Source organism: Verrucomicrobiota bacterium (genome assembly GCA_016871535.1).
GTDB lineage: Bacteria > Verrucomicrobiota > Verrucomicrobiia > Limisphaerales > SIBE01 > VHCZ01.
Genome location: VHCZ01000170.1, coordinates 1 through 13,599 on the forward strand (window position 1 = coordinate 1; position 13,599 = coordinate 13,599).

Genomic DNA, 13,599 nt, shown 5'->3' on the forward strand with positions numbered 1-13,599 from the left:
CAGAGTTGCACTCTGCCGTAGCGCAGAATTGTATTCTGCGGGGCGTCTCCCAGTCCGAGCACGCTGGGACTTGCCGGCGCCCTGCCGATTGAAAATCGGCGATACCGCAGATTGAAAATCTGTATAGCTACGGTTCTCCGGTCTACGAGCTTTGTCGTCCATCCCGCGGACCAAGCAGTAAGCGCTCGGCGGCAAGAATCTGTTCTCCTTACCTCAATCGCTATTATCGCGGCGCGGAAGTCCGGTCCACGATCCATCGGTAGTCCACGTCCGTCCGGGAGACGGCGGTGCGGGAGAAGTCAACCAGCTTGATCGGAAACCGCGTGACGCTGCTCTTCCATTTGTGAATTTCGGAATGGCCGTCCGCGAACGCGAAGCCGCACGCGTTGTTGTGGTAATTGCCCGGCAGGTCGATCCACTCGGAACTGTTCTGCGCGTTGAAAAATGCGCCGTCGTTGATGCTGTCCGGATGCTCGTCCACGAACACCCAGAGATTGGCCGGCGCCGGGTTAATGACGTCGGAAGTCTTGACGAAAACCTTCTCGCAATTGAGCAGGCCGTCGGTCGCGACCTTGTTGCCAAACCCCACCGCGCCGTTCATGGAGACGCTGCGGACGCGTTCCCTGAAGCCGCGCTGGCGTTGCGTCGGGTGAACGAAATTGTCAGCGGGACACTTGTAAATCTTGGCCGAGCGCGCGGAGTAATTCGCCAGAACGGCGTAGTCCGGGTCGGCCACGAAGAGCGTGTTCGTGTTGTGCGCGCTGAGGCCCCAATCCAGTCAACCCATGACCCACGGATAGTACCCGGCGCTCTGGCTGATCTTGCGACCCGATTCTGCTTCGCCGCCATGGGTATTCATCGGGTAATGCTCGTTGTTTTCCGTCGTGTAAAGTTGCACGGCAAGCATGAGCTGTTTGGTGTTGCTCATGCAGGAGATGCCTTGCGCCTTGGTTTTCGCCTTGGCCAGCGCGGGCAGCAGCATGCCGGCGAGGATCGCGATGATGGCGATCACGACGAGGAGTTCGAGGAGAGTGAAGCCACCCGTGAGGCGGGCGCGGACGCGGAATCAACTCAACGTCAAATAGCGGCCGCCAGGATTTCCCGAAGTTCAGCCACGTGAAGCACGATGGGATTGTTCTTCGTGCTGCTGGCTTTGGCGGTCTTCTCGGTCAATTCGGGGAAATGCTCCGGCGCGATTCCGTAGGCGCGCAGCGAAGGTATCTGGAGCGCCGAGCAGAGCGCCCGAATCCAATCGACCCCGTCGGCTGGTTCAGCCGCCGGATTCCCCGTCAACAGCCTGGCGACTTCGCCAAAACGCCGAAGCGAGGGACTCTGCGGATCGCGCTCGCGCAAAGCCCGCACGTTCATCTCCATGACGCGCGGCAACAGCGCGGCGCAAACGGCCCCGTGTGGCGCGGGAAACATGCCTCCAATCGCCGCCGCAAAACCATGAACCGCACCCAGGCCCGCATTGGCCAAAGCCAGCCCGCTCAACAGGCTGGCGAGCGACATCTCCTCTCTCGCGCGTGCATCGCGCCCGTTGTCAAAGACGCGGCGCAACGAACCGGCGCAACGCCGCAAGCCTTCGACACAGAAACCATCGGTGATAGGGTTGGCCCGGTGCGAAACGTACGGCTCGATCAACTGCGTGAGGGCGTCCAGACCAGTGCTGGCGGTCAACGCCGGCGGGAGATCATGCGTGAGTTCGGGATCCACGAGGGCCACTCGCGCGACCAACCCTGGGCTGCGCAAGCTCGCTTTCATGCGGTGCTCCGGCGAAGCCAGCACGGCGTTGCGCGTCACCTCGGCGCCCGTGCCCGCGGTCGTCGGCACCGCGATCCAGGGAAGGGCAGGTTGATTCAAGCTCTTGCCTTGGCCGACGACCTCCAGGTAATCGGTCACTTCGCCGCCATGGCTCGCGATGGCCGCGATCGCCTTGGCGGCATCCAGCACGCTCCCGCCGCCGACGGCGATCACGACGTCGCACTGTGCGGCCTTCGCCATCTGGGTGCCGGCGGAAACCAGGTTCGTTGTCGGCTCGTGCGGGACATGGAAGGCGGCGCAATCGATCCGGCTTGATTCCAAGGCCTCGATGAATCGGTGAGAACGCTCCAACGAGCGGCCGACCACCACGAGCGCGCGCCGGCCCAGGTTCTTCGCGAGCGATCCGACATCCCGGGAAGCTCCCGGACCAAAAATAATCCGCGCCGCCGTGCCGAATTCAAATTGCATCTGAGATTGATCTGCTTACCAGGCGCTGTCATCCGGAAAGACGTTGATGAATTTCACGCTGGTTCTTGGTTCAGCCATCATCGGCGCGACGGTATCGCGCCATTTCGCGTAATGCGCCGTCTCCTTGTGTTTCGCCGGCGCGTCATCGGTTCGATAAACCTCGACCAGAACGAAACGCGCCGGGTCATCCTGCCGTTGGATCACGTCGAAGCGCGCGATGCCGGGTTCCTGGACGCTGTGGCGCGCGTTCTCCAGCGTCGCCGCTTTGAAGGCCGCGACCTGATCGGGTTTCACGCGCACATCGACATGGACGATCAACATGGTTTCCTTTCTGGGCTGCTGACAAAGTAGCGCAGATTTTCAATCTGCCGTATCGCCGAATTGCATCGGCAGGGCGTCGGCGGATCCAAGCGCACCAACGCGCCGAAACCCTGCGGATTCCAAATCCGCGATACAGCAGAATTCAATTCTGCGCTACTTTGTCAATGGGCCCTGCGGATCAAGCTGGCTCTCGGACGGTTCATCGGGCCGGCAGTTCGCGGATCTTGATATTGCGATACCACGCTTCATCGCGGTGATCGGTCAGGAGAATGTGGCCTTTGATCTTGGTGCCGAAGCCGGAGACATTCTTGAACTTGCTCGTGGCTACGCCGGCCATGACTGCTTCGCTTCCGAGCTCGTATTCCAAAACTTTCTCGCCATTGAGCCAGTGTTCGACGTGATTGCCCTGGACCAAAATGCGTGAGCGATTGATTTCCCCGGCGGGTTTTCTGGATTTCTTATCCAGCGGCGGCAACACGGCGTAAAACCCCGCCGTGCTGCTCTTGTTGATGGGCCGTTCGAGGTCGTCCCACATCTGGTATTCGTGGCCGACGGGGGAGGAGCGTTCTTCCGTGATGAAATATTTCAGCCCGTTGTTCGCCTTCGGCGCCAGGCGCCATTCCCATTCCAACTCGAAATCCGTGAATTGCTCCTGACTGATGATGTCGCCAGGACGCACGTTGGCGACTTTCTTGAGCCAGCCGTCCTCGACGATCCATCCCTGTTGCGGGAAGGTTTGCTTCTTGAAACTCCGCCAGCCTTGGGTGGTCTTGCCGTCGAAGAGGAGTTTCCACCCGGCCTTTTTCTCAGCCTCGGTGAGCTGGTTCGGTTCATCGGCGAGGGCTTGGCCTGGCAAAAGGAGCGTCCATGTAAAGCAAACCAGCAGCAACCTGGTCAAAGTGAAAAAGGTTACCGAGAACGGCCAATTGGGTTTTGTCATAATGCTTTGTCAGATTTGTGGCTCAGGAATACTGAAGCCGGTTCACTTCTCTCTCACGGCGCCGGCTCAGTGCCGGGCGGCGGCGGCATCTTATCGCCCAGGCGGAGATATTGCCAGATCGCGTCGATCTGCTTCGCGCCGTCGCCGTCGAAGACATCCGTCAAGGGACTTTTGCCCATTTCATCGAAATAGACCGGCATTTTGGAACTGGGATCAATCGAAAGCGGATTGAAAAGCCAGCGGGTGAAATAGGACCGCTGCAATCGGTCCGCCGCGTAAGCCAGATTGATCCCCGCGCTGTCAAACACCAGGTTCGCGCCGACCTTGCCCACGGCGTGGCACGCGATGCAAGAGAATCCGCCGTCCGCCGAGACCAGCTTCTGTCCGATCTTCGCCGCTTCCGCATCCAGGGGCGGCTCGGGCAAAGTTTTCGGCGGGTAACCATGCAGCATCGCCAGTCCATGCGCCAGGGCTTCCGCGTGGGCCGGGAACGCGGGCATGCGCCCGGAAATCCACGGACGCGGCTTGTAGGAAACCTTGCCCGCGAGAAAGGCCGCAGTCCATTCCGGCTTCAGCTTGCCGCCGAGAATCTCGACCGGCGGAAAGCCGTCGAATTTGCCGTGGCATTCCTGGCACTTCAGTCCGCTGATCTGGCGCGCGGCGAATTCCGACGGCACGAAGCGCGCGAGCGCGGCTCGATCGCCGGCGGCAAAATCCTGCAACGCTTCCCGCTCGCGGGCGGTGAAGGCGAAGAAGGGCGCCCTGGACTTCTCCAGCGGCGCGCTCGCCAGGCAACCCTGACTCCAGCGTGAGGCCGGCAGGTCGGCCAGGGGCTTTGCGGCAAATTGGTTTTCCAATTGCAAGTTGTGGCAATTCAAACACCCGGCAGTCTGAACGAGCGTCTTGCCCCGCTCGACGGTGGCGGGATCAGAAGCCGAGTCGTTCGGTTGAGATTGATCGGCTCGGTCCGTCAGGAAAGCCGCCAGCTTGCGCGTTTCATCGTCGTCGAGTTTGAAATTCGGCATGCGGCTCCACGCGTAGTGCGCGGCGGGATCTTTGAGGAAGTGCGCGAGTTGGCCCGCCGGAAATTTTTGCAGCACGTGTTTGAGCGAAATTCGCTCGGCGCTGGCTGCCGTTTCGCCCGGATCGTTGTGGCAAGCGGCGCAATGCAGATGGTCGAAGAGTTGCTTTCCGGCTTCGATTTGTTCGCCGGAGACATCGGGAGGCGTGGAGGCGTTGCCTCCGGTTTTCAGGGAAGCCAGGAAAACTGCCGCGGCCTCCGCATCTTTCAGGGCGTCTGGGCCGTGAAACAGTTTCGGCATTTGCGCCGAAGCCCGCTGGCTCTTGGGATCGAGAATCCACTGCGCCATCCAACGGATGTTTCGGCGGCTGCCGATGCCTTCAAACGCAGGCGCGTCCAGGGCCAGTTCGGGATTCCCTTCCACCGGCTTGCCCGTGTGACATTTGCCGCAACGATGTTCGATGAAGAGCGCCCGGCCCAGGCGCAGGCGCTCGCCTCGCTCCAATTCCTCGTCGCGTTGATGCGAGAGCGCATTGAGCGGAATGGGACCAGGCAATCCGCCTTTCGGGGTCCAGTCCACGCGCAGGAAGGCGTCGCCGCTCGGCGGGCTTCGAAAGGTGGCTGTCAACCAATTGGTGCCCTTGTTCAGCCGGATGAATTTGCCGGGCGATGACGCCGCTCCGGCGCCCGTGGTTTCCAGCACCACAACGCCGTTGACCTCCATTTTGAATTCCCCGTTCAGTTCCGCCTGGAACCGATAATCCGAACGGAGATCGACCGAAACGAACCCGCGCCAGTTGGCGGTGAATCGACCGGGCGGGATGAAGGAGGCCGGTGCCGACTCGGCAGGAACGTAAAGACAGAGGTTCGGCAAGGTGGCGACGTCTCGCGCGCGGGGATCGCTTCCCTCCAGGCTCTCGAAAGATACTCGCAAACCCGGCCGACGATCGGTGGATTTCTGTTCCGCGGCGTCGCTCTGCGGAATGAGCACCGCAACGGCCATGAGAAGCAATCTTTCCACAAGTTGCCGCCGCCGGCGGCCCTCGTAGCGCAGACTTGCAGTCTGCCGTATCGCCGATTTGCAATCGGCGGTGCGCTGAGAAATGCTGGCGGGCACGGTTTGGTCCTGCTCCTTACACGCAATTCTTCCGTTTAGAATCCCAACGGGATTCCGACGCAAAGCCCAGGGCTGCGAGGAACGAGCTACCCGGCTACCCTGGGCAATAAGGGGGAACACGGGATCAACCCCAACGGGGTTGCGTCTTTGGCCGATCGGAGAGGCGCAACCCCTTTGGGGTTGGTTCCTTCTCGTTCGCTTTACCCAGAGTAGCTCGTTCCTCGCAACCCTGGGCTGGAGGACGCAATCCCCTTGAGATTGGCGACCGCCGTCCACGGATTCGTGTAAGGAGCAGGTTTGGTCGGCGCCCCGCAGGATGCAATCCTGCGATACGGCAGATTGAAAATCTGCGCTACGGCACTCCGGCACTCCGGCACTCCGACACCCCGATTCAGCTTCACCAACAGAGCTCATGGTCAGGAGGAAACGTTCGGTTTCACCGTCGCCGTGGCGCCGGTCTCCGCGACGGGTGGCGGGGGTTGGGTTTCTTCAATGAGCCGGACCGCGGCGTCGTAGAGCTGGCGCAACTCCGGTTCGCCTGGTTCATAACGCGCGAACTTCACCAGATCGCAGCGCATGAGAAATTCGCCGAGCGTTTGTTTTTGGTCAAAGGACAGCAGCGCGCTGGTTTGAAGTTCGTCCAGGAATTCCTCGGTCGTGCGCTCCGGCGCTCGGAACTCGAAGCGTTCTTCCAAATAAACACGCACGGCATCGGACACAGCGGTGCAAAATGGACGCGGCTGTCTCATCAAGCCGAGTGCTTCCCGCAATTTTTCCAGCGCGCGTTCGTGAGGCGGAATGACGGCGACAGGCGCCGGTTCGCGCCTCTTCCGCCGCCAGCGCCGCCAAAGCCACGCGCACAGCGCCGCCAGCGCCAACGCGCCGGCCAGCCACCAGAGCCAGGCCCAGGCATTCAGGATCTCGACCGGCGCCTTGATGCCGCGAATGTCATTGGTATTCGCGTCTGAGCCCGGCGGAACGACGAAGGCGCTGGAGTTCGTCTTTATGAAATCACCCATGCCTGCGCCGCCTTTCCCGCGTCTCAAAGAATCGGCCCAGCGCCGCCGTGTAAGTTTCATTGGTGCGAAGCTGAATGGAATCAATCCTCGCCGAGAGGAGCAACCGGCGCAGCTCGTTCTGCGCTTTGACCTGGCGCTCCTGAAACGCCTTGCGCTTTCGTTCGTCGCCGGTGTTGATCTCCACGACTTCGCCCGTTTCCGCGTCCTTCAAGACCAGATAACCGAGCGCGGGCAATTCCTGCTCGAAACGGTCCACGATCTGAACGGCCACGACATCATGGCGGCGGTTGGCCTGCCGCAGAGTGGTGAACGAGGTCTGGGCGAGCGTCTCGGAAAGAATGACGCGGCGGCGCAGGTGAGCGGCCATCTCCGCCCGCGTGGGATGCGTCTGGCCGAGAAAATCCGAGAGGACCACCACAATCGCCCGATGCCGCGTGACGCGCATGAGAAACTCCAGCGCGGTGTTAAGGTCTGTGCCCTTGCGCCGCGGCTCATAAAATAGAATTTCCCGGATCACGCGCAACACGTGCCGCCGGCCTTTGCGGGGCGGAATGAACTTCTCCACGCCCTCGGTGAACAAAATCAGGCCGACCTTGTCGTTGTTGCGGATGGCGGAGAACGCGAGCACGGAGGCGATCTCGGCGGCGAGTTCGCGCTTGGATTGGTCCCGCGAACCGAACAACCCGGACGCGCTCATGTCCACGACGAGCATGACCGTCAATTCCCGTTCCTCGACGAATTTCTTGATGAACGGATGGTTCATCCGGGCGGTGACGTTCCAATCGATGAACCGCACTTCGTCGCCGGGCTGGTATTCGCGCACTTCGTCGAAATTCATGCCCTGGCCTTTGAAGACGCTGTGGTACTGACCGGCCAGCGTTTCGTTCACGAGGCGAATCGACCGAAGTTCGATCTGGCGGATTTTTTTCAATATCTCGCGAGGGATCATGGCTTGGAAGTCTGAATCCTGCGTAGCGCGATTCGGCTAAAACGCCGGATATGTGGGTCTGGATCATCAGCCAGTTCTTTGAGTTGAGGGAGGAACGGTGCGGCATTGGTTCCTAGGTACGCCAAGGAATAGGCGAGCGGACCTCTATTCGTAGAATGCAGAGCTTTCCCCAGTGCTTCGGTCAATCCCGCATCGTTCGGATTCCTGTTCCAAAGGGCCAAGGTCGCGACGATTCGCCACCATTCGTTTGTGTGTTGGAGCATGGCCGCCAGAGTGGGAGTCGCCGCATCCGGAGTCTCACCGCAGTGTGCCAATGCCCGTGCGGCAGCAACCCGGATTTGGTCGTCCTCGTCGTTCAGAAGTGAAACCAAAGCCGGAGTTGCTGAACGTGCCGCTTGACCAATCAATCCCAGAGACTGGATGGCTCCAAGACGGTCCCGTCGATCACTCCGAGCGATTTGCGACAAAAGCTCGACGGCATTGCTCGCCGCCGGCCCGATTAATCCAAATGCCTGGACGGCTGGAGTGCTCGCCTTTTCGTTGGCATCCGCAGCAAGCCGAATAAGCTCAGGGATGGCAGGCGCTGCGGGCGGGCCGATGAACCACAACGCCTGGGCCGCCTGGCTGCGGATGGAAGGACTGTCATCGCTCAACAAAGCGCGAATGCGTGGCACAGCCTTGGCCACCGAAGGCTTTCGAGTCGGCTGCCTGGAATCCAAGTTTAGCCGCTGCGTCGTTCCGACGTATCCAAGCATTTCCAACGCAGTCATACACCGCCAGGAGTAGTAGGATTCAGGCCGTGGGCTGCCCAAGATTCTGTCGAGGCGTTTGGGAAGCAAATTCAGCGCTAGCTGCCGAGCCTTGTCGAGGCCTGATGGATGTGGATTCAGACGACGAATCAAGAAAGGCACCGTCCGGCCCTCCATCTGGGCGAAGGCTTGGATGATGTCCGTCCGTGGAGTTGTGTCATTAAGCGCCTCCTCGAACCATTCGCGGACGGACTTCCCGCGAGAAGAAGGTTCAAGCCATCTGGGAAGCGAAGCAATCAATAGCAAACACAGCGCAAGCAGAGGGGCAACCCAAAACCATTTCTCAGACGTCCAACGGCGTTCCTCGTGCTGTCTCTGAATTCGATTTGGAATCTGGGGAATCATGCAGCCAATCTCAAATCTCAAATTTGATATTTGAAATCCGCATCACGGGACGGGCAGTTCATCGAAGATCTTCTGGATGACGGTCTCGCTTGTCTTGTCCTCGGCTTCGGCTTCGTAGGTGATCGTGACGCGGTGCCGGAGCACGTCCATGCCGATGCTCTTGACGTCTTGCGGCGTCACGTAGCCGCGGCCGCGCAGGAAGGCGAACGCTTTGGCGGCGAGCGTCAGCGAGATCGTCGCGCGCGGGGAGGCGCCCAGTTGAATGAATTCTTTCACCGCGATTTTGTAGGGCTCGGGGTCGCGCGTGGCGCAGACCAGATCGACAATGTAATCCTTCACTTTGTCGTCCACGTAGATGTCGTTGATCACGCGGCGGGCGGAGAGAATTTGCTCGGCATCGACCACGGGTTGCGCTTCGGGAATGTTCGTGGTGCGCGCCATCAATTCCAGAATCTGGCGTTCCTCGGCGCGGGAGGGATAAACGATTTTGAGCTTGAGCATGAAGCGATCGACCTGGGCTTCGGGCAGCGGATAGGTGCCTTCCTGTTCGATCGGGTTTTGCGTGGCCAGGACCAGGAAAGGCTCCTGCAAATGGAAGGTTTGTTCGCCAATGGTGACCTGTTTTTCCTGCATGGCTTCGAGCAAGGCGCTCTGGACTTTGGCCGGCGCGCGATTGATTTCGTCCGCCAGCACCAGGTTGGCAAAGATCGGGCCCTGGCGCGTCGTGAAGCTGCCGGATTGCGGATTGTAAATCTGCGTGCCGATCACGTCCGCCGGCAGCATGTCCGGCGTGAATTGCAGGCGGGAAAATTTCACGTTCAAGCACGCCGCCAGCGATTTGACGGACAGGGTTTTCGCCAACCCCGGCACGCCTTCGAGCAGAATATGGCCGTTGGCCAGCAGGCCGATCGCCAGTCGCTCCAGCAGGTATTTCTGCCCGACGATGATTTTGTTCAGTTCGTTGAAAAGAGGATGGACGAAGGCGCTCGCCCGTTGCACTTGTTCGTTGATTGCGGTGATGCCCGTATTCATGCGCGCGGGATAATAAGACGAAAGCGGCGGGTTGGACAAGTCGGCCGACAACAAAGAGCTTTCCTGCTCCGGGCGTTGCCCGTATGGTTCCGCCGCTGAAAAATCGAGCATGCGGAACGACGCTCACAGCATTCGAGAGAATCTGAGCCGGCGCGGATCGGCGTATGCCGTACTGGCCGTGTCTCTGCTTTCAACCGGAATTCTCTACTTCCAACTCCGCAGCCACGTCGAATCCCGCGATCAAAAGCGGTTCGATGACGCGGTGAGCGCCCTGTTCAACACGGCCCAACTCTACCTGGACTTCCATCTGGAAGTTTTGCGAGGCGTGCGCGGAATGTTTCTCACGAGCAAACTGGCGATTCAGGAGGAGTGGAAGAAATACTTTGCGGCGCGCAACCTGGCCGACAGCTATCCCGGCATCCTGGCGGTTGGCTTTGCCCAACGCGTGCCGGACGCGGATCGAGACCAGCACGTGTCCGCCATGCGCGCGAGGAATCCCGCTTATCGCATCAAGCCCGAAGCGAAACGGAGCGAGTACTTCCCAATCCTTTATCTCGAGGATATTCGTCAGCACGCCCACATGCCGCTGGGTTGGGACGCGTTTTCAGACCCGCAGCGCCGCCTGGCCATGGAGCGGGCCCGGGACACCGGCGAACCCGTTTCGACGGGAAAGACTTCGCTCAGCCGCGTCCGCCGGCCCCCGGAACCAGGGTTCATCGTGTACCTGCCGATCCACGGCCGACGGGGTTATTACCACCAACATGGATGGAAGGATCGTCCTCATTAACAAGGTCGCGGAGAACTTAACCGGCTGGGGGTTGAAAGCGTTGGGGCGGAAAATCATCGAGGTGTTCTTTCTGGTCGATGAACAAACCCGGGAACACGTCGAGAACCCGGTCGAACGCGTCCTGCAAACCGGAAAGGTTCTCGATCTCCCCACCGAGGCGCTTCTGCTCGCACGGGACGACGAGGAACGCGCGGTGGCCGCGCGGGCCGCGCCTATTTTCGACGCCGCCGGACAAATCAGCGGAGCGGTGCTGGTTTTTCAAGACGTGACCGAGAAACAGAAGCTGGAGGTGGAAATGGTGAAAGCGAGCCGAATCGAATCCCTCGGCTTGCTCGCCGGCGGCATCGCGCACGACTTCAACAACATCATGACCGGAATCCTCGGCAACGTTTCGCTGGCCCGCATGTTCGCTCCAGCCGAACCGGAACTGCAGGAGCGCCTGGAACAGGCGGAAAAAGCCTGCTTGCGAGCCCGGGATTTGACCCAGCAACTGCTGGCCTTCGCCAAAGGCGGCAACCTTCTCAAACGCACCGCGTCCTTGAGCGAGCTGATTGCCGCTGCTGGGCGGGGTGGGATTGGCCACGGCTTATTTGATCATCAAGAAGCACGGCGGCGTCATCCAGGTGGAATCCGAGCTGGGGGTCGGGACGCGATTCGAGGTTTATCTTCCGGTTTCGACTCATGCCCGCGCGCATCCGAAGCCGGCGTTGCTCCAGCCTCCCACCGGATCGGGCAGAATTCTGGTCATGGATGACGATGCGTCGGTTCGGGAGCTGGTCATGGCGGCTTTGAGCTGGCTCGGATACGAAGTCGAATTAGCCAGAGACGGCGCCGAAACCATCCGGAGATATTCCGAAGCGCTGGAGGCCCAACGCCCGTTTGCGGCCGTCATTCTGGATCTGACCGTGCCCGGCGCCATGGGCGCGCGCGAAGCGCTGGAGCAACTCGCGAAGATCGACCCGGACGTGAAGGCCATCGTGTCGAGCGGTTATGCGCTGGACCCGGCGATGTCGAACTTCCGCGAGCACGGCTTCAGCGTCAGCAAACCGTACCGGCTGGAAGACCTCGCCGAGGTTCTCCGCCAGGTCGTCCGCCAAGACGCGCCGTCGCCGAAAGAAGCCTAGAGAGCCGCAACCTCTCAGTTAACGCTGGTGGAGCCTCGCCCAGCCTCGCCCCACCTTCACTGAGGTGATGATTCGAGCGTCCGAAGGAAGGAAACGCAGCTACTCGAAATTGGTCCCGGCGAAATCCATTCTGTAAATCATCCCTTCGTAACCCACAACGTAAAGTTCGCCATACTTGCGGCTGTAAGCGAACACGGGCGGGGCGAAGACTTCGCTTTCCCGGCGATAGCGGTAGGAGAAACGCTCGAAACCTTCATAGACATTCCAGCCATGATTCTCGCCGCGCCGCGCCGTGGCGACTTCCTCGTATCAATCCTGGCTCACGTCTCCGACCCACAGCTCCTTGGTCAGCGGATCGAAGCTGAACCGACACGGTTCGCAGAACCCATATGCCCAGATTTCCGGCCGAAAGCCCGCGCGCCCGGCAAACGGATTATCTTCCGGGATCGAATAAGGCCTTTCGCCGTCCTCCTGATCGACATCGATCCGAAGCAGTTTTCCCAACCGGAGTTTCGGATCCTGTCCGTGGCCCTGGGGATCTTCCTGCGGGCCGGTGTCGCCCATCCCAATGTAAAGATATCCGTCCGGGCCAAACCAAACCGGGTGCTCGAACTTCACGTCCTCCGGGAGGATCGGCCGTAACGCGATGGCTTTTGCCAGCGGTTCGATTGCGGTCGGCATGCCGCGCTCTCCGGCTGCTTCAAGCTGACGAGAAACTCGATGAGGTCGGTGAATTCCTGCATCGTCAGCGCCGCGTGCAAACCTTCCGGCATCAGGGACACGTCGCTCGTGTGCTGACGTTGGATGTTCGCGGCCGCAATCCGGATCGGCTTCGCGTCCACGCCGCGCAACTCGATCCACTGAATCTCGCTTTTTGCGTCTGGCCAAGACTGACCCTGACCGGCGTGCGACCTGCTCGATCTGCTGGACAATTCAGGCAAAGCAGTCAATGGTTCGCCTCGCATGCATGCCCGGAGCCGCCGCGGATTCACCCTGATTGAACTGTTGGTTGTGATCGCGATCATTGCCATTCTGGCGGCCATGCTTTTGCCGGCGCTCGCCAGGGCGAAAGGACAGGCCCTTCGCGCCAAGTGCATCAGCAATCACAAGCAATTGTCGCTTACGTGGACGCTGTACCAGGACGATAACAACGGCGGCTTGCCCACGAATGTGCGCAACAACCCGCCGGCGGGCAGCGGATTGAACTGGGTCGAAAGCACGGTCCATGGCTCCACCCCGGGATTCATCGATACGAACGCGCTCATCGATCCCAGGCGGGCCGCCTTCGCGAATTACCTGCGAAGCATCGAGGTTTACAAGTGCCCCGCCGAGCGGACGGTTTACACGAGCGGATCGCGCCGGCTTCCGAAACTGCGGAGCTACTCGATCAACGATTACTTGAACGGCGGCCCGCAGCAGTTCGCGCCGATCCCGCCCGTGACCTTCTACAAGAAGAATTCCGAATTTGGCAAACCGGCGGAGTTGTTCGTCTTCATCGACGTGGAGCCGACGAGCATTTGCTACACGCCTTTCGAGATTCCCATTCGGAACAACCAGGATTACTTCACCGCTCCCGGCGCTTTGCATGACAAAAAGTCCGGCGTTCTCTCGTTCGCCGATGGCCACTCCGAATCGCATCGTTGGCGAACGCCCGTGCTGCGGGTGATCAACTCAACCCCCACGGGGAATCCTCACCCGGTCCGGAGCGATCCCGTGGATGTCAGTTACATCCGCCAACGCTCCCACCACCTGTCGCCTCCTTAGTGGTCCATTTCATAAATACGCTCACGTTCGCGGCAAGGGATTTTTCGGCCAGACGAGGCGCGAGCGACGAGCATATCCCGAAGTGGATCTGTAAGGAGCAAGCAACGAAGTCTGGCGAAAAAGAACTGCCGCCCTTCGG

At 60.4% G+C, this 13,599-nt stretch carries 15 protein-coding genes; 4 read left to right on the forward strand and 11 right to left on the reverse strand.

Annotated elements, in window-relative coordinates; genetic code table 11:
- Positions 1-223: 223 nt before the first annotated feature.
- From FJ398_19055 to FJ398_19100, 10 genes are all read right to left on the reverse strand, one after another.
- A complete protein-coding gene (locus FJ398_19055) occupies positions 224-736 on the reverse strand; it encodes a hypothetical protein (protein ID MBM3840020.1) in 513 nt (170 codons plus the stop codon).
- Positions 737-778: 42 nt separating this feature from the next.
- Positions 779-1,012: a type II secretion system protein gene (locus FJ398_19060; GenBank protein MBM3840021.1), complete on the reverse strand. Its 234-nt coding sequence runs from the start codon at positions 1,010-1,012 to the stop codon at positions 779-781.
- Positions 1,013-1,077: 65 nt separating this feature from the next.
- Entirely contained in the window at positions 1,078-2,232 is a 1,155-nt protein-coding gene (locus FJ398_19065) for an iron-containing alcohol dehydrogenase (protein MBM3840022.1), read from the reverse strand.
- Between the two features lie 15 nt (positions 2,233-2,247).
- Positions 2,248-2,553: an antibiotic biosynthesis monooxygenase gene (locus FJ398_19070; protein MBM3840023.1), complete on the reverse strand. Its 306-nt coding sequence runs from the start codon at positions 2,551-2,553 to the stop codon at positions 2,248-2,250.
- A gap of 199 nt (positions 2,554-2,752) precedes the next feature.
- Entirely contained in the window at positions 2,753-3,493 is a 741-nt protein-coding gene (locus FJ398_19075) for a DUF1080 domain-containing protein (protein ID MBM3840024.1), read from the reverse strand.
- A gap of 53 nt (positions 3,494-3,546) precedes the next feature.
- Positions 3,547-6,045: a c-type cytochrome gene (locus FJ398_19080; GenBank protein MBM3840025.1), complete on the reverse strand. Its 2,499-nt coding sequence runs from the start codon at positions 6,043-6,045 to the stop codon at positions 3,547-3,549.
- Between the two features lie 2 nt (positions 6,046-6,047).
- Positions 6,048-6,650: a hypothetical protein gene (locus tag FJ398_19085; GenBank protein MBM3840026.1), complete on the reverse strand. Its 603-nt coding sequence runs from the start codon at positions 6,648-6,650 to the stop codon at positions 6,048-6,050.
- A complete protein-coding gene (locus FJ398_19090) occupies positions 6,643-7,599 on the reverse strand; it encodes a DUF58 domain-containing protein (protein MBM3840027.1) in 957 nt (318 codons plus the stop codon). Before FJ398_19090 ends, FJ398_19085 begins: the two co-directional genes overlap by 8 nt.
- Positions 7,596-8,753, reverse strand: a complete 1,158-nt coding sequence (locus FJ398_19095; GenBank protein MBM3840028.1) for a HEAT repeat domain-containing protein — start codon at positions 8,751-8,753, stop codon at positions 7,596-7,598. The genes FJ398_19090 and FJ398_19095 overlap by 4 nt, the downstream gene beginning before the upstream one ends.
- A gap of 42 nt (positions 8,754-8,795) precedes the next feature.
- Positions 8,796-9,785, reverse strand: coding sequence for a MoxR family ATPase (locus FJ398_19100; protein ID MBM3840029.1), 990 nt, complete (start codon positions 9,783-9,785; stop codon positions 8,796-8,798).
- A 109-nt stretch (positions 9,786-9,894) separates the two neighbouring features.
- Between FJ398_19100 and FJ398_19105 the strand changes: the two genes are divergently transcribed.
- From FJ398_19105 to FJ398_19115, 3 genes are read left to right on the forward strand one after another with little or no spacing between them, the layout of a single operon-like run.
- Positions 9,895-10,572, forward strand: coding sequence for a hypothetical protein (locus FJ398_19105; GenBank protein ID MBM3840030.1), 678 nt, complete (start codon positions 9,895-9,897; stop codon positions 10,570-10,572).
- Complete coding sequence (locus tag FJ398_19110; protein ID MBM3840031.1) at positions 10,547-11,326, forward strand: PAS domain S-box protein; 780 nt, start codon at positions 10,547-10,549, stop codon at positions 11,324-11,326. Before FJ398_19105 ends, FJ398_19110 begins: the two co-directional genes overlap by 26 nt.
- Positions 11,319-11,696: a response regulator gene (locus FJ398_19115; GenBank protein MBM3840032.1), complete on the forward strand. Its 378-nt coding sequence runs from the start codon at positions 11,319-11,321 to the stop codon at positions 11,694-11,696. Before FJ398_19110 ends, FJ398_19115 begins: the two co-directional genes overlap by 8 nt.
- A 309-nt stretch (positions 11,697-12,005) precedes the next feature.
- On the opposite strand, the gene FJ398_19120 is transcribed toward FJ398_19115, so the two are convergent.
- On the reverse strand, positions 12,006-12,377 hold the full coding sequence (locus FJ398_19120) for a PQQ-dependent sugar dehydrogenase (GenBank protein MBM3840033.1): 372 nt from the start codon (positions 12,375-12,377) through the stop codon (positions 12,006-12,008).
- 282 nt (positions 12,378-12,659) lie between these two features.
- Between FJ398_19120 and FJ398_19125 the strand changes: the two genes are divergently transcribed.
- Positions 12,660-13,460, forward strand: coding sequence for a prepilin-type N-terminal cleavage/methylation domain-containing protein (locus FJ398_19125; protein ID MBM3840034.1), 801 nt, complete (start codon positions 12,660-12,662; stop codon positions 13,458-13,460).
- Positions 13,461-13,599 lie beyond the last annotated feature (139 nt).